This window comes from Chryseobacterium aurantiacum, from assembly GCF_003020585.1.
Lineage (GTDB): Bacteria > Bacteroidota > Bacteroidia > Flavobacteriales > Weeksellaceae > Chryseobacterium > Chryseobacterium aurantiacum.
The window spans coordinates 612,753-634,156 of the sequence record NZ_PXUE01000001.1 but is presented as its reverse complement, the minus strand read 5'-3'; the positions used below and the strand labels follow the sequence as shown (position 1 = coordinate 634,156).

Sequence of the window (21,404 nt, the reverse complement as noted above, 5' to 3'; positions counted from 1 at the left end):
AATCACAATTGACTTAATAAGCACAAATATAAAAGATGATTAATGTAATCGTAAGCTACACCGTAAACCCTGAATTTGTTCCTGCAAATAAAGCCAATATTCAAACATTTTTGGATGACTTCAAGAATTTGGATCAGTCCACATTTGAATACAAGGTGTATGTAAAGGAAGACGGCGTTACTTTTGTACATTATTCAAACTACAGCAATGAAGAAGTTCAGCATGAAGTTTTGAATGTTCCATCTTTTAAGGAATTTCAGAGATTAAGAGATGAAAGTGGACTGAACGGTTCTCACAAAGTAGAATTTTTACAACCAATAATATAAAAAAAACAAAATTCCGGAGTGATACCCTCATTCCGGAATTCGAAAATATAACATCTATGGAAGAGCAAAATTCAAATATATGGTGGCTCAATGAAGAGTCTGAGCAAATGCTGAACAGAGGATATCTGTTGAAAGGTGAAACAGTAGACGGAGCTATCGACAGAATTACTACTGCGGCTGCAAAAAGATTATACAAACCGGAACTTCAGGCGGCATTCAAAGAAATGATCACTAAAGGATGGATCAGTTTCTCTTCTCCTGTATGGGCTAATATGGGAACAGAAAGAGGTCTTCCTATCTCATGTTTCAACGCTCACATTCCGGACAGCATTGAAGGGATTACCCACAAAATGGGTGAGGTCATCATGCAAACCAAAATCGGAGGAGGTACTTCAGGATATTTTGGAGAATTGAGAAACAGAGGAACAGCTGTAACTGATAACGGAAAGTCTTCAGGAGCAGTTTCATTCATGAAGCTTTTCGATACTGCTATGGATGTTGTTTCACAGGGAGGCGTAAGAAGAGGAGCCTTTGCTGCGTATCTAGACATTGATCACGGAGATATTGAAGAATTTTTATCAATTAAAGATATCGGTAGCCCGATTCAAAACCTGTTTACCGGAGTTTGTGTACCAGACTACTGGATGCAGGATATGATTGACGGCGATATGGAAAAACGTAAAGTTTGGGCAAGAGTATTGGAAAGCCGTCAGCAAAAAGGTCTTCCGTACATTTTCTTCACAGACAACGTTAACAGAAATAAGCCTCAGGTTTATAAAGATTTAGGAATGACGGTAAACGCTAGTAACCTTTGTTCTGAAATCATGCTTCCATCTACAATGGAAGAATCTTTCATCTGCTGTCTGTCTTCTATGAACCTTGAATTGTACGATGAGTGGAAAGATACTGATGCCGTGAAATTAGCAGTATACTTCCTTGATGCTGTTTTATCTGAATTTATTGATAAAACTGAAGGAAACTACTATCTACAAGGAGCCAGAACTTTTGCTATGCGTCACAGAGCGCTAGGATTAGGAGTTCTAGGATACCATTCTTATTTACAGAAAAATATGATCCCGTTTGAAAGCTTTGAGGCTACTCAGTTCAACGCGAGAGCATTCAGACATATCAAAGAACAGGCTGAGCAGGCTTCAAGAGAGCTTGCCAACATCTATGGAGAACCAGAAGTATTGAAAGGATACGGATTAAGAAATACCACTACAATGGCTATTGCTCCTACCACTTCAAGTTCTGCAATCTTAGGGCAAACTTCTCCGGGAATTGAACCTTTCTCTTCTAACTATTATAAAGCAGGTCTTGCTAAAGGAAACTTTATGCGTAAGAACAAATACCTGGCAAAATTATTGAAAGAAAAAGGACTGGATAACGAAGAAACATGGAGAACAATCATGTTGAACCACGGTTCTGTACAGCACCTGAATGAGCTTACTCCTGAAGAAAAGGCAGTATTCAAAACATTCAAGGAAATCTCGCCTATGGAAGTTATTTCCCAGGCAGCACAGAGACAGCAATACATTGATCAGGCTCAATCTTTGAACCTTCAGATTCCTTCCACAATGCCTGTAAAAGATGTAAACTACCTATACATTGAGGCTTGGAAAAAAGGAGTAAAAACACTTTACTACCAGAGAAGTTCTTCCGTTTCAAAAGAAATGATGGTGAACTTCGTATCATGCTCAAGCTGTGAAGCATAAGATCAAGTAATAAACACGCTATATTTACAAAAGCACGCCGAAAGGTGTGCTTTTGTCGTTATTCAAAATATTCCATAGTATTACAGGGAATCCACTGAAAAAAAATGCTTAATTTTAAAAATTAAAACAGCTTAATATGAAATTCGGACAAGTAGAAGACCCATCAAAAATAGACTTCACCCTTCCAAAAGATCACTCCAGAACCAAGGAAATTTTAAGCCTTAATAAAAAAGGACTGGAAAACATTTCCATCGGATGTGCCAAATGGAACAAAACAGATCTTAAAGGATTCTATCCCAAAGGAACCAAGGATGAGCTTACATATTATGCCACACAATTTAACTCCATTGAATTAAATGCAACCTTTTACGGAATGCCCACGCCGGATCAGGTAAAAACATGGAAAGAAAAAACTCCGGACAACTTCAAATTCTTTCCGAAGATCACCAATACTGTTTCCCATTTCAGAAGACTGATTGACGTTACAGATCCGGTGACTCATTTTGCCTCAGCAGTTATCAATTTTGAAGAAAAACTGGGAATGGCCTTTCTTCAGCTTCATGATAACTTTAAACCTAAAGATTATGACAGACTGGAAAAATTTGTAAAAGAATGGCCCAAAGAAGTTCCTTTAGCAATAGAGCTTAGAAATACAGAATGGTTTACTGACGAGGAAATCCTTAATACAACCTGCGAGCTCTTTGAAGCCCACAACATCACCAATATCATCGTAGATACTGCCGGAAGAAGAGATATGCTTCATATGCGCCTTACAACACCCAACGCATTCATCCGTTATGTAGGAGCCAATGCAGAAAGTGACTATGAAAGGTTGGATGACTGGTTAAAACATCTTAGCCAATGGAAAAAGGACGGTCTTCAAAATCTTTATTTTTTTGTGCATCAAAATATTGAAAAGGCTTCACCTCTTCTGTCTGCCTACTTCATCAAAAAATTGAATGAAGAATGGAAAACCGATATTCATATTCCACAAATGGCCACTGAAAGCACAGGTACTCTTTTTTAGTAAAAAGCAATTATTGAACAGTTTAAAATTTAAATAGACTCATTTTAATTTACGCCTGTAACAGCAATAAAGACCTTTTCATATCTGAAAAATTTATACATTAGAGTACATCATATTTCACAAATAGGATGTACTTAAAAAAATTTGATCATGGACAAGGAAATTTGTAAAATCAGTGTTGCAAGCAACTGGCTTGGCGATGAATATATCTTTTATGAGGATCATACCATCAAAAGAATATATGATAATCACAGTTTAAGCTCCAATAAAACAGAATGGCTGAGACCTAAAGAAATCAGTAAACAAAACAAAGACAAGATTGTGAAGGGCTGTCCGGAAGAATTTAAGGAACAGGTTATGCAAATCTTAGACTACCCTTAATGAGCAACCCTTAATAATTAACAGGTAATGAGTGATTTTTCACGTTACTCATTACCTATCAACTATTTATTTTTATTTTTCTTCAAAAGCAATACGAGATTAAGGAATAAAAGCAGAAAATCTAATGAAATCCAAATTCCTAGCTTAGTGTTCTCATAATTGTAGGCATCAACCTGCTTTTTTGCTGCATCAGAAAGCTTCATGCTTTGGTTAATGTAATTTTGTACCTCCACAATCTGATCTATATTCTTATTAGGAACAGAATGCTGGGAAAAATATACCAGATTCTTTTTACCAAGATAACCCACAATCCAGTACTCGTCAGACTTATCCATCTTCAGGTATTCTACCCTATAATATTCCGGGCGTACTTTTCCGATGTGCTTTGGTTCCAGCGAGATGTTTTTGTCAATCTTATTTACATTGATCAGATAAAAATCCAGAGTTTGTGGAAGTTTATTAATTACCTGCAGCCCTACGGAGTTATCTACAAATGCTACAGCACTTTTTTTGATAAACCAATAGGTAAAAACAGAGATGGACGAAACCACCGTTACAATACGGAACAACCTTGCCCATTTTGCCATTCTTCCTGATTTTATTTTATACAAAATCAAGGAAAGGATACAAGCCCAAAAGATAACAAGAATGAAAAATACCATACTGCAAAGATACTGATTTCAGAATTTTTCAGAGAATGTTAATCCACATTCCACTCTTTATAAAACTGATCAAGGAAATTCAGCATATAATTATGTCTTTCTTCAGCCATTTTTTTCCCTTTTTCAGTATTCATAAGGTCCTTTAGAAGCAATAGTTTTTCATAAAAATGATTCACGGTTGTTCCATTAGACTTCTTATACTCTTCTTTAGACATGCCTAGCTTCGGCTCAACTTCAGGGTCATACATTGGATTATTTTTAAATCCTCCAAAATTGAACGTTCTGGCAATTCCAATAGCCCCAATGGCATCAATACGGTCTGCATCCTGTACAATCTGCAACTCCAAAGATGGATTTTCAGGGGCATCTCCTCTATTTTTAAAGGAAATATTTTCAATTACATATAAAACTTTTTCAATAGTTTCATCAGGAACATTCTGCTGCTCCAAAAACGCTCTTGATATTTTGGGGGCAAGGGTTTCATCCCCATTATGGAATTTAGGATCAGCAATATCATGCAGTAGTGCAGATAACTCTACAACTTCCTGATTACAATTTTCTGTTTCTGCTATTTTTTTAGCCAGTTTCCAGACTCTTTCGATGTGAAACCAATCGTGTCCTGCTTCGGCTCCTTCTAGTTTTTCCTTTACAAATTCTACGGTGTTGTCAATCGTACTTTTCATTTATCTATCAGTTCATTTAAAATAATATCCCAAAGTTTATGATTGTAACTTCTAAAAAAATTAATGTGTCCTATTTCTTTTTTCTCAGATTCGGAGGTTTTTACAAGTCTGTAGGTTGGTTTAAGGTTGGGATAGGTTGTATTCAATAAGCTTAATACTCCCTTTTCTGTCAGCCAGACATCATCCTCCGCACGAATTACAAAGACTTTTTGTGTTAATTTTTTAGAATAATCATCAATCTTTTCCAACAATCGGTTGGTAGATTTCTTATTTAAAATTAAGGTTCTCCAGTCATATGCGCAATTTTTTGGAAGACTTTCTCCAAGTCCAAACCAATTTGCAGGAAAATAACCTAATAACGAAGTGGTTACAGGCTGAACAATTCCAAATCCCAAATAGGCTTCGATTTTGGTTTTCAACTTTAGATTACCAACAAAAGCATTTTGAGTTCCTACAAAAACAAATTCTTCAAACATTTCAGAATCATCATTCATTCCTAAAATCAAGGCGCCCACAGAATGGCCCAGACAATATTTTCTATAATCAGAAAACTCGGTTTTGATGTACTCAGTTAATGTTTTATAATCCCGTGATCCCCAAACTCTCATAGAACTATGAAAGCCTTTCATATTCTTTGGCTTAGAAAGTCCGATTCCGGTATAATCGTAGGTTATTACTGTAAAACCCTGCTCAGAAAAATAATTGGCAAATGAAAAATACACCTGTTGTTTCACACCAGTAGCAGAGTTAATCAACAGCAGTTTTCCATTATTTTTTTCGGGTTGAAAAAGATGTATAGCTAGAGAAGCATGGTCTTTTGTGGTAAGTATTAGTTTTTCCATAGATAAAAGAAAAAATCCACTATAAAAGTGGACATTTTCAATATATTTTTATGTTAAGTTTCTAAGTTTTGATATGTCGCAAATAGCTTTAGGACATAAAATCTGATCTTCTTGGCAATCCTGTCTGAGATCCTTTACCTTCAGAAACTCTTGAAGAAACCTCATTTCCAAATTTCACGCATTCTTCAATGGAATTTCCATGACAAAATGCGATGGCAAAACCTGATGTAAATGCATCTCCCATTCCCATCTTATAAACAGTTTTATCTTTATCGTTTCTGTAGTATTTCATTTCTGTTCCATCAAAGTAAATGGTAGAATTGGAATCATCCCTTACAAAAACCTTATTAAAGTATTTCTTCAGTACCTCTTCTCTCTGTTCTTCACCAAAAATGATATAAAGTTCACTACTTTTGGTTACGATAAAATCTACTGCTTCCAGAATTTCATCACTTACCCTCATGGCAGGAGAAGCATACAACCCTACTTTTTTACCATATTTCTTTGCTTTTCTTACGGTATACTCTACTACTTCCATAGAAACTTCAAGCTGCACAAGGACAAGATCAGAAGTATGAAAATACCGGTCTGCCTCGTCAATATGGGATGTATTAAGATATTTATTAGCTGCAGGCACTACTACAATAGCCGCATTACCCTCAGAAGTCGTTACATAAGCAGTACCTGTAGATTCTTTATCTGTTTCATGCACAAAACCTACATTCACGCTTTCGCTTACCAGATTTCTCATGATTTGCTGTCCCAGAGGATCCATTCCTACACAACCTATAAAGTAAACACTCGCTCCCAATCTTGCGGTACCTACTGCCTGATTAGCACCTTTTCCTCCAAAATAACTTTCTGAATTCACAGCCAGAACTGTTTCATTAGGCAAAGGGAGTTTATCGGTTTCTAAAACAAGATCTATTGAGGAACTTCCTACAACAATAATTTGGGGTTGATCTGATGAGAAATTCATTGTGTTTTATATTAGTTTTAAAATTTATAACAGACGAAATTTCATGCCAAAAGTAACTAATTTTTATTTAACTTATTTCAATAAATTCAGTAATAATTTTCACCGGCGATTGATCTTTACTATAAGCAATATAGCTGGCATAGAAACCTTCTCCATAACCGGTCTCAAAAGCGAATATAGTTCCGGGATGAGCAGCTGATGGTTTCAAAAATGCATATTGATCTATGGCACCGTTTTCATCAAAGAAATATTCATGGAAAAATTCTTCATAGATTCCCATAAAATCTGCGCCTTTGTTATGATATAGCTTTTGCTCCAGATCATTAAGGCTATTTTGGGTATCTACATCCATAAAACATCCCATTCCACTTTCTACAGGATATCCAAAAACCTCTTCTTTTGCGAGTTCTTTGATATTTTGCCCTGCTGTAGTGGCAAGCTTCCAGTCTGTAATTTCGTCATTACCGAATACGATTTCTGCATAAGCAACACAGTTGCTTTCTCTTTCTTTATGAAGCATTACCGAGAATTCTCCTTTCGGAAAAACTGTAGAAAAAGGGAGCATATCATTCGTAATTAACGGATCACAGGCTACTAGCTTTCCACTGGAAAGATAGATTTTTCCTACCTCAAAACTTTCTAACAAAGGGCTTTCTACGAAGTCCTTCGAAAATAGTTTTTTAATGTTTTCTATATGTGTCATTTTATATCTTTTCTTAAACCATCAGGCTGGATACAAGTTTTCATCTGTACCCAGCCTGATATTAAGACAACGTGTTGTCTCTATTTTAAATTTACAAACTTTTCAGCTTCTCTTCCAAGATCGCAATCTTGTCAATAGCATCTTTTTGTTTTTTACGTTCAACGTCTACAACTTCTGGTTTTGCATTGGCAACAAACTTTTCGTTGGAAAGTTTCTTTTCTACTGAAATAAGGAATCCTTTTAAGTACTTTAATTCTTCTTCAGTTTTTGTTTTTTCTTCTCCTAAGTCTAAGTTTTCACTTAAAGGAATAGAAACCTCAGTAGCTCCTACCAGGAAAGTAAAGCTTGGCTTATCTGTTTTTTGCCCGAAGTTAATTTCAGAAACGTTCGCCAGTTTTCTTACGATTGCTTCATTGGCAAATTCTGCAGCGTTTGTAAATACCTCTACTGCTTCTCTTGGTGAAATTCCTTTGGTCTGACGATAGTTTCTAACTCCGGAGATCAATTCTTTTGAAATTTCAAAGTTCTTAATTACTTCTTCGCTGAACTCATCTGCATTTTTCTGCTGGGCAATAACAAGAGCATCATCAATACTTCTCTCTGAAATTAAATGCCAAATTTCTTCCGATTGGAAAGGCATAAACGGATGAAGTAATTTCATCAATTCTTCAAAGAAAATAATCGTTCTGTCATAAACCTCCTTAGAAATTCCCTCTCCATAGTTTGGCTTGATTGCTTCAAGATACCAACCACAAAAATCATCCCAAATTAATTTATAAATCAAATGAAGTGCATCTGAAATTCTGAATTTCTCGAATTGATCATTGATCTCAACAATTGTTTTGTTTAATTTGTTTTCAAACCATTCGATAGCCTGGTGATCTGTAGCAATTGCCGGCTTATCTTCATGGTTCCACATGTTGATCAAACGGAAAGCACTCCAGATTTTCGTCATGAAGTTTCTTCCCTGAAGCATTAAATCTTCATCAAAAAGAAGGTCGTTTCCTGCAGCTGAACTCAATAGAATCCCTACACGAACACCATCTGCACCATATTTATCCATCAATTCAAGTGGATCCGGAGAGTTTCCTAAAGATTTTGACATCTTTCTTCTCTGCTTATCTCTTACAATTCCTGTAAAGTAAACATTTTTAAACGGAACCTCTTTTCTGTATTCCAATCCGGCCATGATCATTCTCGCTACCCAGAAGAAAATAATGTCCGGACCTGTAACCAGGTCAGATGTAGGATAGTAATAGTTGATATCTTTATTTTCAGGATCAAGTAATCCATCAAATACAGACATTGGCCACAACCAAGATGAGAACCAGGTATCCAGTGCATCGTCATCCTGTCTAAGGCTTTCTGTTGTTAAATCCTGATTTCCTGTTTTTTGTTTTGCTAATACTAAAGCTTCTTCCTTAGTTTCGGCAACTACAAAATCCTCATCTCCTGTACCATAATAGTATGCAGGAATCTGCTGTCCCCACCAAAGCTGACGGGAAATATTCCAGTCACGGATGTTTTCCATCCAGTGTTTGTAGGTATTTTTAAACTTCTCAGGATAGAACTTCACCTCATCATCCATTACTACATCCAATGCAGGTTTAGCAATTTCAGACATCTTAAGGAACCACTGTACTGAAACCTTTGGTTCAATAACAGCTCCGGTTCTTTCGGAAGTTCCTACTTTATTTACATAATCTTCTGCTTTTAGTAAAAGATCTTTTTCTTCTAATTCTTTTGCGATTTGCTTTCTTACCTCAAATCTGTTTTTCCCTGCATAATGTAGACCATGCTCGTTAAGGTTTCCGTCATCATCTAAAGCATCAATCATTTTCAACTGGTGCTTTTGCCCGATTTCATAGTCATTGATATCATGCGCCGGAGTAATTTTCAAGGCACCTGTTCCGAACTCAATGTCCACATATTCGTCTTCAATAATAGGAATTACTCTATCTACGATAGGTACAATTACGTTTTTACCTTTTAGGTGGGCATATCTTTCATCATTAGGATTGATACATACCGCAGTATCCCCGAAAATTGTTTCAGGACGTGTTGTAGCAACTGAAAGAAACTCTTCAGATCCTTCAATTTTATATTTAAGGAAATATAATTTTCCGTTCTGCTCTTTAAATATTACCTCTTCATCTGAAATATTGGTCTTCGCTTCCGGATCCCAGTTTACCATTCTGTAGCCTCTGTAGATTAATCCTTTATTGTAAAGATCTACAAAGCTTTTGATAACCTGTTGAGAAAGCTTTTCCTCCATCGTAAAACGGGTTCTGTCCCAATCACAAGAACAACCTAATTTTTTAAGCTGCTCAAGGATAGTTCCTCCATATTTATTCGTCCATTCCCAAGCGTGCTCAAGGAACTGTTCACGAGTAATATCTGACTTATTGACCCCTTCAGACTTCAATTTAGCAACAACTTTAGCTTCGGTAGCAATTGAAGCGTGATCTGTTCCCGGAATCCAACAAGCATTAAACCCGCGCATTCTTGCACGACGGACCAGAACATCTTGAATGGTATTGTTCAACATATGCCCCATGTGTAGTATCCCCGTAACGTTTGGCGGAGGGATAACAATGGTATATGGTGGTTTGTCATTAGGCTCTGAGTGGAAATACTTGTTTTCCAACCAGTAATTGTACCATTTTTGTTCTGTTTCCTGTGGATTGTACTTTTCTGAAATCTGCATAAATTCTATTTCTTTGGCTTGCAATTTGCAAAAATAGTCTAAAGAAAAAAATTTTTAAGCATGAATTAAAATAATTTTTAACTTTGTTTCACAAAATTTATCTAACAAACATATTAACATTCAAGAATATGAAGAAATTAATCGCAGGAATTGCATTATTCGGAACATTTGCTCTTGCATCTGCACAAACTATTACATTTGATAAAACTACTTTCGACTATGGTACTATTAAGCCTAGCTCTGACGGTACAAGATTTTTCACAGTAACCAATACTGGTGACAAGCCTTTGATTATTTCAAATGTAAAACCATCTTGTGGATGTACAACTCCTGAATTCAGCCAAGACCCGATCATGCCAGGAAAATCTGCTAAGATCAAGGTTGGATACAACACTGCCCTTACAGGAGGTTTCAACAAAATGATCGAAGTTTTTTCTAACGACCCTGCAAACAGCAGAAGCGTAATCTATATTAAAGGTAACGTAGATGCTAATGCTCCTGAGCCAAAAGTATTGACTCCTGCAGAGCAGAAAGAAGCTGCTAAAGCTGAGAAGAAAGCTGCTAAACTAGCTAAAAAAACTGCTGCAAAGTAAGCTCTACTTAAAAAAATAAAGAAACCGCCTCCACTGAGGCGGTTTTTTTATTACATTTATGTAAGAGTAGATCAGAGACATACAACAATCTTTTAATATTAAACAAAATATGGACACCAATTTCTCAGATGATTTTAAAGTAAACGGAAAATTCTCAATAAAAAAAGCATCAACATCCTATCAGGGAAAGCTCACTAAAGAAGAGGGAACTCAATTATTGATTCAGGAAAAAGAAAAGCTTCGTGAGTTGCAGGAAAGACTTTATGCGGATGGTAGCCAATCTCTTCTGGTTGTACTTCAGGCAATGGATGCTGCGGGAAAAGACAGCATGATAGAACATGTTTTTGGAGGAGTAAATCCGCAGGGATGTAATGTTACCAGCTTTAAGACACCGAGTTCTAAAGAATATTCTCATGATTTTTTGTGGAGGCATTATCTGGCATTGCCTCAAAAAGGAATGATCGGAATCTTTAACCGTTCCCACTACGAAAGTGTTTTGGTCTGCAAGGTTCATCCTGAATATAATTTAAGTGAAAAAACATGGTCCTCAGTAAAGGATTTTGACGATAAATTTTGGGAAAACCGCTATGAAAGTATCCGAAATTTCGAAAAACATCTTGCTCAGAATGGAACAACCATTATCAAAATATTCCTGAATGTATCCAAGGACGAACAAAAGAAAAGACTGCTAGACAGAATTAATGAACAGGAAAAAAACTGGAAATTCTCTGCTGCTGATCTTCCTGAAAGGGCTTTATTCAGCCAATATATGGAAGCTTATGAAACAGCTATTAACGAAACTTCCAAAGATCATGCTCCATGGTATGTGCTTCCTGCGGACAATAAATGGTTTGCAAGAGTAGCTGCTGTTCAGATCATTATTGACACTTTGGAGAAAATGAACCTGAAATATCCAAAGCTTTCAGAAAAAGACAAAGAGGACCTTCAAAAGGCTAAACAGCAATTATTGAGTGAAAAATAGAGTAAGATTAAAAAAATAATTATGATTGAAATACTTTCGTGAATTGAAATTGACAAGTTTTTTCATTTTAAAATCATAATAGCAGTAAAAACTCAGAAAATAAGCTAATAAAATAATAATTGGGATTGTAACAATCTAAAAATGATAAATAGACAGTACCCATTACCTTAAAAAAACACAAAATGATTTCAAAAGAGACTTTCTATAAAACGTTTTTCCTAGAAAATGTAAATAAGTTTTTTCAATACATCGAAGACGCTGAAAGATTTTCAACAGAAAATTTTTATAATAGATATCATAAAATAATTGGCCATCCATATTATATGACAATGGCTTATGATGAACCACTAAATGGATATTCATCGTATCTTGATTTTGGAAGATTAAAACATCAAATTGAAAATGAGGACTTTTTATTCTGTACGTTTGCAGAAAATATAAACTTCTTGGCTTCAATATATTGGTCAGGCACTTACATAGACAGACAGGTAAGCGGAATAAGGCGATTACTTAAAGCCAAGTTGAAAGAAAAAGAAATTGGTTATGACAAAAAGAAATATAAGGAAAAGACTGATGCTCTTGAACTCAACAGAAAACATTATGGGAATGTGCTTCAAACAGGTTATAAGTTTTTACTTTTAGAAGAAGAGTTAAACAGAAAATACGGCTATAAAATATGTTATATAATTCGAAGGTCAGCACTTTACATATCATATGATTTACCTGATATAATGATTTATTATTTTATTATACCAGAAAATGAAATAGAAACATTTCAAAGTTATAAGTCAGACACATTTCATATTTATACCAGTGAATTATTTGAAAATACAGATTTGGTAGAAGAAATGAATAATTACTGTAATCGCTTCAACAATCCCAATTTACCTTATGACATAGTAAACAATTGGTGTGATATAGCTAAAAAAATTGAAAAGGGAATTTATCCACAAAAAGATGCGAAAGGAAATCTCATAATCAAGGCGAGTAGTTTATAAGGGTTTCACAAAATACAGGGTAAGTACTAAATTAATGCCAGTCCTTTTATTACATTAATTATTTGAAATAAGAAAAAACGAGAAAATCTATAAGCCGGATTTTGTACTTCCGAAGAAGTGCTTGTTATTTATCTACGCTTTACATTGCTGCAAAACTTGAGCTGATTACCCCTCGGTTTTCAGGACGAGCCGCCCCTATTTCCATTGCTGAAAAGAACCGATATACTTACCATTGCACCGCAAAGAGTTTACCTGGTTTCACTACAGCCGAACTGTACCTGCTTTCTGTTGCACTTGTCCTACCCTCACGGGTGACGGATGTTATCCGCTTTGCTGCTCTATGGTGTCCGGACTTTCCTACCCCTGCCGAAACAGGAATCAACAAGCCGATTTTCTCGTGGGCGCAAAGATACATAAATTTCGTGGTAAAAGGGTGAAAAGATGAAACAGCAAAGGGATTGGGGTGAGAAAAACTTTTTTATTGAACCTATCTGATTCCCAACAATTTGCATGATATTGATAAAATCAGCAGACTTATATTCTTTCATTAACTACTTTATTTTCAACATTATTGTTTATTTATATTTCGTGATTTTACCTTTTCGTGATTTTGGAATTATTATTCTTCATCAATTACTACATTATTGTTATCTTCGTGCCATTATACATCTATGAATTCCAGAGAAAAAGAATTTGCGCAACTTATCAAAGATAATCAAGGCCTGATTATCAAAGTATCGCGCTTATATACCAATTCCCTGGAAGATGAGGAGGATCTTTTTCAGGAGATCGTCCTGCAACTTTGGAGAAGTTATGATTCTTTTAAAGGAAATTCAAAGATTTCCACATGGATGTACCGTGTAGCGCTTAATACCGCCATTACTCTTTTTAGAAAAAAAAGCAAAAGCCTTCCTACCAATGAACTGGATATCAACCACAAAGATTTTGTGGAAGATGATGATGAGAAACAACAACAGATATCGCTTTTGTATACTGTGATCAAGACTCTTCCGAATATAGAGAGAGCCATTGTCATGATGTATCTTGACGATCTGCCTTACAAGGATATTGCAGAAAACCTCGGAATCACTGAAGTTAATGCACGTGTGAAAATGAACAGATTAAAGAAAACCCTTAAAGAACAGATGGAAAAATATGCCTGAATTTGATTTAGATAGCTTTAAGAAAACATGGCAGGAACAACCTGTACAGCCAAAATATGACAACAGTGAGATTCTTCAGATGCTGAATAGAAAGTCACGCAATTATGTAAAGTATATTTTCTGGATCAGTGTTGTAGAATTTTTGTTCTTTTCTGTTTTGGGCTTATTCTACTTCTTTCAGGAGGAAGAATCTGATAGTTTCCGCAAAATGCTGGAAAGATTAGGGGCTCAGGAGGCACCTGAAGTTGAGAATAACTTTGGCCACGTTTATTTAGCTATAAAAGTGTTGAGCTTATTGATTACGGCTTACTTTGTCTTAAAATTCTACCAGAATTACCGAAAAATAAAGATTGAAGAAAATCTTAAAGGACTTATTACCAGAATTATTAGTTTCAAAAAAACGGTAAATGCCTTTATTCTTATCAGTATTGTATTGCTGATTGCGTTTACTTTTGTATTGACTGCTTTTATATTTTATACACTGAGCTCTCAAAATATACAGCCTACGAATTCTAATCTTACCATCATTATTGTTGGCATTACCATCAGTACATTACTGGCTGTTTCCATGATTTGGTTTTACTATAGATTGGTATATGGAAGTATCATTAAAAAACTTGATAAAAACCTGAAGCAGCTTAAAGAAATAGATTCCCAGGAAAATTAATATCCATAGGCTATAGTTCAAGATATAATTGTTAATTTTATTTAACCAAATCTTATACTATGCCTTTATCTTATGTGTATGGAACTTCTGAGGTTCCATTATTAGGACAGACTATTGGAGGAAACCTTAAAAGTACTGTCGAAAAATACCCCAATCAGGAAGCACTTGTCTGTGTTCATCAGGGCTACAGAGCTACTTATCAAGAATTTTACAACCAAACGACTGCCATTGCAAAAGCCCTTTTATTTTTAGGTGCAAAATCTGGTGACCGAATTGGGATATGGTCTTCCAATCGTTATGAATGGGTTCTTTTACAATATGCAACGGCCAGAATCGGAACTATTTTGGTTAATATCAATCCGGCATACAGAACTCATGAGCTAACTTATGTCCTGAATCAGTCTGAAGTACGTTTCATTTTCTCTTCCTTACATTTTAAAAGCAGTAATTACAAGGAAATGGTAGAATACGCCAAGGAGGTGTGCCCTACCCTTGAACATGAAATTTTCTTTGATGATAACTGGGAAGACTTTGTCAATAACGGACAGGATATTTCGGATGAAGTCCTGCATAGCTTCGAAGAACATGTACAATTCGATGATGCAGTGAATATTCAATATACTTCAGGAACAACCGGCTTTCCCAAAGGAGTAACACTTTCCCATCACAATATTTTAAACAATGGTTATTTTATCGGTATAAGATTAAAGTATACGGAAAAAGACCGTGTCTGCATACCTGTACCATTTTATCACTGCTTTGGAATGGTGATTGGAAATATCTGCTGTACCACTCATGGTGCCTGCATGGTTATTCCTAATGACAGCTTTGATCCAGACATTACTTTAAAGGCTGTTTCTGATGAAAAATGTACTTCATTATATGGAGTTCCTACCATGTTCATTGCTGAACTTGCAGTAAAAGATTTTGACACCTACGATTTTTCAAGTCTAAGAACTGGTGTGATGGCAGGCTCAGTGTGCCCTCCAGAAATCATGAAAAAAGTGGAAAGCCTGATGAATATTAAAGAAATGAGCATCTGTTATGGAATGACAGAAACGTCTCCTGTTTCCACACAGACTTTAATTGGTACTTCCTTGGAAAAACAGGTCAGCACTGTAGGAACTGTTCAGGACCATCTTGAAATAAAGATCATTGATGAAAATGGAAAAGTGCTACAACGGGGTGAACATGGTGAGCTTTGTACAAGAGGCTACTCAGTCATGCTAAAATACTGGAATGATCCTGAAAACACAAAAAAGGTACTGGATGATGCCCGCTGGATGCATACCGGAGATATGGCTGTAATGGATAAGGATGGGTATATTACGATTTCCGGAAGAATCAAGGATCTTATTATTCGGGGAGGAGAAAATATCTCTCCAAAAGAAATTGAAGACTTTTTATACACCTATACCCATATTTTAGATGTTCAGATTATTGGAGTTCCCAGTGAAAAATTTGGAGAGGAGGTAATGGCATGGGTAAAAGTAAGAAAAGGGTTCTCTATTACAGAAGAGGAACTGAAAGACTACTGCAAAGGAAGAATTGCTCATTATAAAGTTCCGAAGTATTGGAAGTTTGTGGATGAGTTCCCGATGACCATTTCAGGAAAAATAAGAAAGGTAGAAATGCGGGAAATTTCTATGAAAGAACTAGGATTGGGAACTAAAGTTTAATCGGTAATATCCCAACCACAAAGTCATATTTCTTTTGAAACACTTAATTCCTTTTAATCGGAATCTAATATAAAAGTGATTGATCAGATGGTTTTTACCTATTTTTTATGATTTTGTATAAAAACAAAAAAAGCATTTCAATTGAAATGCTTTTTTTATTATTTAAAGTTCTTTTCTTAATCTGGCAACCGGAATATTGAGCTGCTCACGATATTTTGCAATCGTTCTTCTGGCAATATTATATCCCTGTTCTTTTAGAATCACCACTAAGGCATCATCTGTCAGAGGTTTTCTCTTATTTTCTTTATCAATGACTTCCTGAAGATGAGTTTTAATTTCTTTAGTAGAAACTTCTTCACCATCATCATTCGTTAAGCTGTCTGAGAATAGATCCTTAAGGTAGACAATTCCATTAGGGGTGTCTGCATATTTACTTTTCACCACCCTTGAAATGGTAGAGATATCAAACCCAGTAATGTCTGCAACATCTTTCAAGATCATTGGTTTCAGAGATTTTTCGTCCCCGGTAATGAAATAATCTTTCTGGAACTTAACAATAGCCGTTATAGTTTGCAACAGCGTATTCTGACGCTGATTAATGGCATCAATATACCATTTGGCAGCATCCAGTTTTTGCTTGATGAATAAAGCGGCCTGCTTATGCTCAGAAGATTTTTTATCGTGTGAGTAAGTGGTAAGAATATCTTTATATTCCTCAGAAACCCTTAACGTAGGCGCATTCTTACTGTTAAGCATAGGAATTACCAATCCATCTTTCACCTGAATCACAAAGTCCGGAATAATTTCCTGGTTGATCGTGATGGTTTGTGTATCAAAGTTTCCTCCAACTTTTGGCGATAGTTTAGAAATTTCATCCAATGCATCTTTCAGATCATCTTCTTCAATATCGTACTTCTGGATAATCTTGTTGTAATGCTTATTGGTAAGCGCATCAAATTGATGTCTCAAAATACTAGCTGCCAAAGAAACAGCTTTATCTGAGCTTACTTTCTTTTCAATCTGTAATAATAAACATTCCTGAAGTCCTCTTGCTCCTACACCGGATGGATCCAACTTTTGAACATAGTTTTCCAAAATGTCTTCTACCTTTTCTTTTGTAGTATAGATTCCTTGTGAGAAAGCTAGATCATCCACAATAGATTTAATCTCTCTTCTCAAATATCCGTCTGTATCTAAGTTTCCGATTAGATATTCTGCAATCTTCAGGTCTTCATCACTGATATTTACCAGGTGAATCTGTTCCATCAGATAATCATATAATGACTGTCCTTCTGTTAAAAGGCTTTCGTTGTCAAATTCTTCATCATCCGGAGAGTAGTTGCTGGATGCGGTTTTATAGCTAGGTTCGTCGTCGTAAAGATATTCATTAACGTCGAAGTCTGTTTCAATGCTTTCTGTACCCTCATCCTGATAAGCGTCTTCCAGGGAAGAATATTCATCTTCCTTAGAATCCTCCTTTGCAATTTCCAAAGCAGGGTTCTCTTCTAACTCTCTCTCCAACTCCTCTTCAAATTCAAGAGTATGAAGCTGAATAAGCTTCATCAACTGGATCTGCTGAGGGGCCAGCTTCTGTCCTAATTTGAGTTGTAAGTGTTGTTTAAGCATATTCGTATTTACGTTTTAACATAACATATTCTACGAATTTAATAAATTTATTTGATAAAAAATGCATTTAGCATGATTTTTGCATTATACTCTCTACATAATAAACTATAGAAAAATAAAAAAAGCCTTAAACAGATGTTAAGGCTTTTTTTTATATCTCTAGAATTCAGCGCTTTTCGGCGTTCTTGGGAAAGGAATCACATCTCTGATGTTGGTCATTCCTGTTACGAAAAGAACCAGTCTTTCCAATCCTAAACCGAAACCTGCATGAGGTACAGAACCGAATTTTCTGGTATCAAGGTACCACCAAAGTTCGTGCTCATCTACATGCATATCTGCCATTTTCTGTTTTAAAACATCTAATCTTGCTTCTCTTTCTGATCCACCGATGATCTCACCAATACCAGGGAAAAGAACATCCATAGCGGCAACGGTTTTATTGTCTTCGTTCAGCTTCATATAGAAAGCCTTAATTTCCTTTGGATAATCGAACAATACAACCGGACACTCAAAATGTTTCTCTACTAGGTATCTTTCGTGCTCAGACTGAAGATCTGCTCCCCAGCTCTCCACCGGATAAGCAAATTTTCCTTTTTTGTTTTCTTTTGAGTTCAATAAAATCTCAATAGCTTCTGTATAACTTACACGCTTGAAACGCTTAGCAATTACGTTTTCAAGTTTTTCGATAAGTCCTTCTTTTGCTCTTTCCTTTTCTGGTTTTGTCTTTTGTTCTTCTTCAAAACGCTTGTCCAGGAATTCAAGATCGTCTTTACAGTTATCCAATACATACTGGATTACATATTTTAGGAAATCTTCCGCCAGGTCGATGTTATCTTCAAGGTTGTTGAATGCCACTTCCGGTTCAATCATCCAGAACTCAGCAAGGTGTCTTGTTGTGTTTGAATTTTCAGCACGGAAAGTTGGTCCGAAAGTATAAATTCTTCCTAGTCCCATTGCTGCAGTTTCTCCTTCAAGCTGTCCTGAAACGGTAAGGTTAGTCTTTTTTCCGAAGAAATCCTGTGCAAAATCAATTTCACCTTCTTCAGTTCTTGGCATATTGTTCAGGTCAAAGTTTGTTACTCCAAACATTTCACCTGCTCCTTCTGCATCTGCCCCTGTAATTACGGGTGTGTTAATATAGAAGAATTGGTTTTTGTTAAAGAATGAATGAACAGCAAAGCTGACAGCGTGACGTACTCTGAAAACAGCTCCAAAAAGATTGGTTCTGAATCTTAAGTGTGCCTGCTCACGAAGCTTCTCCAGGCTATGTTTTTTAGGCTGAAGAATGGTACTTTGAAGTTCTTCTGTAAAGTTATCTCCTAAAACAATGATCTTTTTAGCAACAATTTCTACAGACTGTCCTGCTCCCTGACTTTCTACCACTTCACCAACTACTTTAAGGGAAGAAGCTGTACTAATATTCTTGATGATTTCTTCATCAAAATTTTCGAAATCAACAACTATTTGCAAATTATTAATAGTAGATCCATCATTAAGGGCTATAAAGCGATTTGCACGGAATGATCTAACCCATCCGTAAACTGTAATGTCATGATGTAATACTTTCTTGTAATCCTTTAGGATTTCTTTGATCGTTTGCTTTTTCATTTGTTGATAATAAATTTTCGTATAAAAATTAATGTTTGCAAAGTTACAAAAAAACGGCGCAACTTGATGATTGCGCCCTCTTTAAAAATCATTTATCAATTATTTAACCCATTAGTTAAAGAAAATAGACTTTTTTCTCTGTTTTCCGTTCCTGATTTTCAGGGCATGATAGCAGCTGGGCACATCATATTGCCATTGTGGAAGAAACAAAATAATGAGGATAACATCAATGTGAGAAATTAACCCCAGAATGACTGCAAGACTGAAGGTCCATCCTGCTTCCTGAAAACCTATGAGGTAGGTAAATGCCAACAGCAGACTTAATCCCCACATTTTTGCTAAAAAAGCATGAGTACAGGTTTCCTTTCCAAACTTCCAGATACTGATGATGTAACATAAAGCCTCCATGATAAAGATCAGCAGAATACCTTTCCATTCATTACTGATCAGCTCAGGATTCAACAAATAGGAAGCAAATCCCAGAGACAACCAGAAAATAAGATCTGTCTGACTGTCTAACCGCCTCAGTTTTTCTGAAGAAACGCCTGTTTTTCGGGCAATAATTCCATCAAAAATATCGGTTAACAAACCAAAGTACATCAAAATCAGAATATACTTGCGGGCTGATTCTCCCATATAATATCCCAGATACAGAATTACAAAAGCAGTAATAAAACGGGATAGAATCAATAAATAAGGAATATTTTTCATTTTATATTTTTTTAAAAATTAATGAGGGGTAAACTTCTCTTATGATTTTTGTTCCATATTCCTATTTGAAGCCCCTTGATTTTTTTAGATCTGTTAAGAATACCAATCTGAACACCTTTCATTTCGTTTGAATAGTTACTAAGCCCTATCTGTACCCCTTGCGCCTTTTCAGAAGCATTAAAACCTGATATACTTAAACCTTTCATTGCCACTACATCATTTCCTATTACAGAAATCAGAACTCCGTTTCCTTTGTCTATGAAATTCATCCAGCCCGCTACTGAAACCCCACTTACTTTTTGTCCATAATTGTAAAGGGAAATAGATACACCATGATGAATTACTTTTTTATCATATCCTGCACTAGAAATTGTAAGCCCGTTTACGATGAGGGAAACACCATCATCTCTTTGCTTGCTTGGGTCTTTAAACATCCAGATCAAAATTCCCAAGGGATTTGGCTCAAGATTAAAACCATTAATTTTCTGAGTACTTCTTGCATGATTATCTAATAAACTCCCTCCTAATCCTATGGCGATTCCGTTTACTTCTTTTACTTTTCCGCTCAAAGGGGTTAGTGAAATTATTTTATTCTTTACAACCGACAGAGAGTCCTGTCCGTATAGCGCTCCTTGCCATAAAAAGAAGCCTATAATTAGTGATATTGTTTTCATAAGTTTTTCTTTTCTTGTTTTTTAAAATTCCAGTTGATTAAAGGAAGTTTTCTTTTCCCGTTTTCATTCCATGCTCCAATCTGTATCCCTCGAAAATCTTTGCAGCTGTTGTAAAGCCCAATCTGAAGTACCCTACATTTCTGGCCTATATTCGCCAATGGAGCCACAGAAATCCCTTTTATTTCATGATGTAAATTGAAAAAAGGAGAAAGAGCAGCCCCATTTGTAATGGCATACGTATTTATATTGCTTGAGACATTCACCTCCAAACCATTGGTAACTGTAGGCTCCATATTGATGAGTGACAGCTGAACTCCATTAATTTTGTTCATCTTATTCTCAGGGATAATTCCATAATCATTATTTAAGCTCCATTTACCTGCATCAGGTAAATACACTAGCAGCAATGCAGGAAAGAAAAGCCCAACCGGGTTAACCCCCATTCCCAGTCCATTCGTTTTTTTAGGAATAATCTTTTCGTCTTCATCAAAATACTTAAACATCACTCCGTTTACATTTCTCACATTCTTTGAAGGCGAAGCTCCAATAAATCTGGGTTTCAAAGAATCTGTCTTTATACTGTCTGATGCATAGATCAAACTATTAAGAAAAAGAACCATTAATATTACTATTCGTGTTTTCATAACTCATAATTTTTAAATTATAATTCAAAATTAT

The 21,404-nt window shown here is 35.8% G+C and carries 21 protein-coding genes and 1 other RNA gene; 10 read left to right on the top strand and 12 right to left on the bottom strand.

Annotation, left to right across the window (positions count from 1 at the left end; all coding sequences use genetic code 11):
- Nucleotides 1–35 precede the first annotated feature (35 nt).
- The 4 genes from C7D53_RS02885 (at nucleotide 36) to C7D53_RS02870 (ending at nucleotide 3,449) form a co-directional block, all read left to right on the top strand.
- A complete protein-coding gene (locus C7D53_RS02885) occupies nucleotides 36–326 on the top strand; it encodes a hypothetical protein (RefSeq protein ID WP_106914881.1) in 291 nt (96 codons plus the stop codon).
- A 56-nt stretch (nucleotides 327–382) separates the two neighbouring features.
- The gene (locus tag C7D53_RS02880; protein WP_106914880.1) at nucleotides 383–2,041 is read left to right on the top strand and encodes a ribonucleoside-diphosphate reductase subunit alpha; all 1,659 of its coding nucleotides are present in this window, start codon (nucleotides 383–385) and stop codon (nucleotides 2,039–2,041) included.
- A gap of 136 nt (nucleotides 2,042–2,177) precedes the next feature.
- Complete coding sequence (locus C7D53_RS02875; protein ID WP_106914879.1) at nucleotides 2,178–3,068, top strand: DUF72 domain-containing protein; 891 nt, start codon at nucleotides 2,178–2,180, stop codon at nucleotides 3,066–3,068.
- A gap of 150 nt (nucleotides 3,069–3,218) precedes the next feature.
- Nucleotides 3,219–3,449, top strand: a complete 231-nt coding sequence (locus C7D53_RS02870; RefSeq protein ID WP_106914878.1) for a hypothetical protein — start codon at nucleotides 3,219–3,221, stop codon at nucleotides 3,447–3,449.
- Between the two features lie 62 nt (nucleotides 3,450–3,511).
- Here the strand turns inward: C7D53_RS02870 and C7D53_RS02865 are convergent, their stop codons facing one another.
- The 6 genes from C7D53_RS02865 to C7D53_RS02840 all read right to left on the bottom strand — a co-directional run bounded on the left by C7D53_RS02865 (nucleotide 3,512) and on the right by C7D53_RS02840 (nucleotide 10,025).
- Nucleotides 3,512–4,036 (bottom strand): hypothetical protein, encoded by a 525-nt coding sequence (locus C7D53_RS02865; protein WP_162926060.1) that lies wholly within the window; start codon nucleotides 4,034–4,036, stop codon nucleotides 3,512–3,514.
- 113 nt (nucleotides 4,037–4,149) lie between these two features.
- The gene (locus C7D53_RS02860; RefSeq protein ID WP_106914876.1) at nucleotides 4,150–4,794 is read right to left on the bottom strand and encodes an HD domain-containing protein; all 645 of its coding nucleotides are present in this window, start codon (nucleotides 4,792–4,794) and stop codon (nucleotides 4,150–4,152) included.
- Complete coding sequence (locus C7D53_RS02855) at nucleotides 4,791–5,636, bottom strand: alpha/beta hydrolase family protein (RefSeq protein WP_106914875.1); 846 nt, start codon at nucleotides 5,634–5,636, stop codon at nucleotides 4,791–4,793. Before C7D53_RS02855 ends, C7D53_RS02860 begins: the two co-directional genes overlap by 4 nt.
- 88 nt (nucleotides 5,637–5,724) lie before the next feature.
- On the bottom strand, nucleotides 5,725–6,615 hold the full coding sequence (locus C7D53_RS02850) for a ribokinase (protein WP_106914874.1): 891 nt from the start codon (nucleotides 6,613–6,615) through the stop codon (nucleotides 5,725–5,727).
- A 67-nt stretch (nucleotides 6,616–6,682) separates the two neighbouring features.
- A complete protein-coding gene (locus C7D53_RS02845; RefSeq protein WP_106914873.1) occupies nucleotides 6,683–7,318 on the bottom strand; it encodes a DUF4241 domain-containing protein in 636 nt (211 codons plus the stop codon).
- Between the two features lie 91 nt (nucleotides 7,319–7,409).
- Nucleotides 7,410–10,025, bottom strand: a complete 2,616-nt coding sequence (locus tag C7D53_RS02840) for a valine--tRNA ligase (protein WP_106914872.1) — start codon at nucleotides 10,023–10,025, stop codon at nucleotides 7,410–7,412.
- Between the two features lie 128 nt (nucleotides 10,026–10,153).
- Here C7D53_RS02840 and C7D53_RS02835 point away from each other — a divergent pair, with 128 nt between their 5' ends.
- From C7D53_RS02835 to C7D53_RS02825, 3 genes are all read left to right on the top strand, one after another.
- Nucleotides 10,154–10,618, top strand: a complete 465-nt coding sequence (locus tag C7D53_RS02835; protein WP_076352624.1) for a DUF1573 domain-containing protein — start codon at nucleotides 10,154–10,156, stop codon at nucleotides 10,616–10,618.
- 109 nt (nucleotides 10,619–10,727) lie between these two features.
- Nucleotides 10,728–11,600, top strand: a complete 873-nt coding sequence (locus tag C7D53_RS02830) for a polyphosphate kinase 2 family protein (protein WP_106914871.1) — start codon at nucleotides 10,728–10,730, stop codon at nucleotides 11,598–11,600.
- Between the two features lie 182 nt (nucleotides 11,601–11,782).
- Nucleotides 11,783–12,598, top strand: a complete 816-nt coding sequence (locus C7D53_RS02825; protein ID WP_106914870.1) for a hypothetical protein — start codon at nucleotides 11,783–11,785, stop codon at nucleotides 12,596–12,598.
- Between the two features lie 74 nt (nucleotides 12,599–12,672).
- Here C7D53_RS02825 and rnpB read toward each other — a convergent pair.
- Nucleotides 12,673–12,996, bottom strand: an RNA gene (gene rnpB / locus C7D53_RS02820) — RNase P RNA component class A.
- Nucleotides 12,997–13,269: 273 nt separating this feature from the next.
- Between rnpB and C7D53_RS02815 the strand changes: the two genes are divergently transcribed.
- Genes C7D53_RS02815 through C7D53_RS02805 form a run of 3 tightly spaced genes read left to right on the top strand, consistent with a single transcriptional unit; the run spans nucleotide 13,270 to nucleotide 16,107 of the window.
- Nucleotides 13,270–13,761 carry an RNA polymerase sigma factor gene (locus C7D53_RS02815; protein WP_027374652.1) on the top strand — a complete coding sequence of 164 codons (492 nt, stop codon included), beginning with the start codon at nucleotides 13,270–13,272 and terminating at the stop codon, nucleotides 13,759–13,761.
- On the top strand, nucleotides 13,754–14,428 hold the full coding sequence (locus C7D53_RS02810; protein ID WP_106914869.1) for a beta-carotene 15,15'-monooxygenase: 675 nt from the start codon (nucleotides 13,754–13,756) through the stop codon (nucleotides 14,426–14,428). The genes C7D53_RS02815 and C7D53_RS02810 overlap by 8 nt, the downstream gene beginning before the upstream one ends.
- A gap of 59 nt (nucleotides 14,429–14,487) precedes the next feature.
- A complete protein-coding gene (locus tag C7D53_RS02805) occupies nucleotides 14,488–16,107 on the top strand; it encodes an AMP-binding protein (RefSeq protein WP_106914868.1) in 1,620 nt (539 codons plus the stop codon).
- Between the two features lie 162 nt (nucleotides 16,108–16,269).
- On the opposite strand, the gene rpoN is transcribed toward C7D53_RS02805, so the two are convergent.
- The 5 genes from rpoN to C7D53_RS02780 all read right to left on the bottom strand — a co-directional run bounded on the left by rpoN (nucleotide 16,270) and on the right by C7D53_RS02780 (nucleotide 21,370).
- The gene (gene rpoN / locus C7D53_RS02800; protein WP_106914867.1) at nucleotides 16,270–17,733 is read right to left on the bottom strand and encodes an RNA polymerase factor sigma-54; all 1,464 of its coding nucleotides are present in this window, start codon (nucleotides 17,731–17,733) and stop codon (nucleotides 16,270–16,272) included.
- A gap of 159 nt (nucleotides 17,734–17,892) precedes the next feature.
- Nucleotides 17,893–19,341, bottom strand: coding sequence for an asparagine--tRNA ligase (asnS, locus tag C7D53_RS02795; protein WP_106914866.1), 1,449 nt, complete (start codon nucleotides 19,339–19,341; stop codon nucleotides 17,893–17,895).
- 111 nt (nucleotides 19,342–19,452) lie between these two features.
- Entirely contained in the window at nucleotides 19,453–20,052 is a 600-nt protein-coding gene (locus C7D53_RS02790; RefSeq protein WP_106914865.1) for a CDP-alcohol phosphatidyltransferase family protein, read from the bottom strand.
- Nucleotides 20,053–20,063: 11 nt separating this feature from the next.
- Nucleotides 20,064–20,726, bottom strand: coding sequence for an LA_2272 family surface repeat-containing protein (locus tag C7D53_RS02785; RefSeq protein ID WP_106914864.1), 663 nt, complete (start codon nucleotides 20,724–20,726; stop codon nucleotides 20,064–20,066).
- Nucleotides 20,723–21,370: a hypothetical protein gene (locus C7D53_RS02780; RefSeq protein ID WP_106914863.1), complete on the bottom strand. Its 648-nt coding sequence runs from the start codon at nucleotides 21,368–21,370 to the stop codon at nucleotides 20,723–20,725. Before C7D53_RS02780 ends, C7D53_RS02785 begins: the two co-directional genes overlap by 4 nt.
- Nucleotides 21,371–21,404 lie beyond the last annotated feature (34 nt).